Raw genomic sequence first — 1,636 nt, 5'->3', positions numbered from 1 at the left:
GGCCGGCGCACTGCCCGAACTGATCGGTGCCCTCGGGCTGCTCGCCCGCTGGGAGGAGCGCCTGACCGGTGAGGAGGCGGATGCCGCGCTCGCCGAATTCACGTCCCTGTTGGTGGAGTTGGGTCAGGGGCCGGATGACTCGGTGCTCTGGGACAACCTGCTGGAGACGCTGCAGGACGAGTACGGGAGCTGGGAGGACTGACGGCCGGCCGCGGCCGCCCGGCCCCCACCGGGCGGCCCAGCACGATGCCGCCCAGGATCAGCGCCATGCCGGTGAGCTGGCGCGGCGTCAGCGCCTCCCCGGCGAGCAGGGTGCCGAGCAGCACGCCGGTGAACGGATTCAGCAGACCGACCAGGCCCACCGTTCCGGCCGGCAGGTGCCGCAGCCCGGCGAACCAGGCGGCGAAGGCGACGGCGGTGGCCACCACGGCCGTGTAGCCGAAGGCCGTCAGTTCGGAGGCGCCGAGCGCCGGCGGCGGCCCCTCCGCCACGGCGGCGACCGGCAGCAGGAACAGCCCGCCGGCGACCAACTGCCAGGCCGTGGAGGCGAGCAGGCCGGCGCCGGCACCCCACCGCTTGCCGAGCACGAAGCCCAGCGAGGACACCAGCATCGCCGCCACCGAGGCGAGCACCCCGGACGGACTCGCCCCGCCCGTCCCGCCGAGCAGCATCAGGCACACCCCGCCGAGCCCGATCCCCGCCCCCGCCAGGTGCGCCGGGCGGGGCCGCTCGCCCAGCAGCGCCCACCCGGCCAGCATCATCGCCAGGGGAGCGAGCGCCATCACCGTGGACGCCACGCTGGTCGCCAGCAGCTGGGACGCCGTGTAGACCAGCACGAAGAAGGCGCTGGTGTTGAGCAGCCCGAGCACGGCGGAGCGCCACCACCACACCCCGCGCGGAAGCTCCCGGCACAGCGCGAGCAGCAGCAGCCCGGCGGGCAGCGCCCGCACCGCCGCACCGAACAGCGGATGGTCCGGCGGCAGGAACCGCTGGGTGACGAAGTAGTTGACGCCCCACGCCACCGGGGCCACCGCCGTGACCAGGATCCACCGCAGATTGCCTTCCATGGAAGACACTATAGCTTCCGGGGAAGATATGATCCGTGCATGGACCAGCCGCAGCCGCAGCCGCTCGACCGCGTCGCCCGCATCCAGGCCGCCTGGGCCCGCGAACGGCCCGACCTCGACGTCGCACCCCAGGGCGTCATCGGCCGCCTGCACCGCGTCGCCGCCCTCCTCGCCGAGGAACTGTCCGTGGTGTACGGCCGCTACGGCCTCGGCGAGGGGGAGTTCGACGTCCTGGCGGCGCTGCGCCGTGCCGGTGACCCGTTCGAGCGGGCCCCCGGCGAACTCGCCGCGCACACCATGGTCACCACCGGCGCCATGACCAAGCGGGTCGACCGCCTGGAGCGGGCCGGGCTGGTCACCCGCCGCCGCAGCGACGCCGACGGCCGCGGCCGGGTGGTCGCCCTCACCCCCGCCGGCCGGGAGCTGATCGACCGGGCCTTCACCGACCACATGCGCAACGAACACCGCCTCGTCGAGGCGCTCTCCCCGGTCGAGGCGGCCGCCCTGGAGGCACTGCTCACCTCCTGGCTCGCCCGGCTGGAGCCGCCGCAGCCGCAGGCCGGTCCCTG

The 1,636-nt window shown here is 74.8% G+C and carries 2 protein-coding genes; one reads left to right on the top strand and one right to left on the bottom strand.

Annotated features, from left to right (window positions below; all coding sequences use genetic code 11):
• Positions 1-98 precede the first annotated feature (98 nt).
• Positions 99-1,067 (bottom strand): EamA family transporter, encoded by a 969-nt coding sequence (locus ABZ641_RS36445; RefSeq protein ID WP_359988810.1) that lies wholly within the window; start codon positions 1,065-1,067, stop codon positions 99-101.
• A gap of 39 nt (positions 1,068-1,106) precedes the next feature.
• Here ABZ641_RS36445 and ABZ641_RS36440 point away from each other — a divergent pair.
• Positions 1,107-1,636 (top strand): MarR family transcriptional regulator (locus ABZ641_RS36440; protein WP_344627171.1); only part of this gene is annotated, 530 nt, incomplete at its 3' end.

Source organism: Kitasatospora sp. NPDC007106 (genome assembly GCF_040634455.1).
GTDB lineage: Bacteria > Actinomycetota > Actinomycetes > Streptomycetales > Streptomycetaceae > Kitasatospora > Kitasatospora arboriphila.
Note: the sequence above shows the minus strand (reverse complement) of the source record. Positions and strands in the feature narration are given on the sequence as shown.

What these genes read in the sequence shown, in the direction of transcription:
- ABZ641_RS36445 (WP_359988810.1), bottom strand. Translation starts at nt 1,067, where the DNA reads ATGGAAGGCAATCTGCGGTGGATCCTGGTCACGGCGGTGGCCCCGGTG.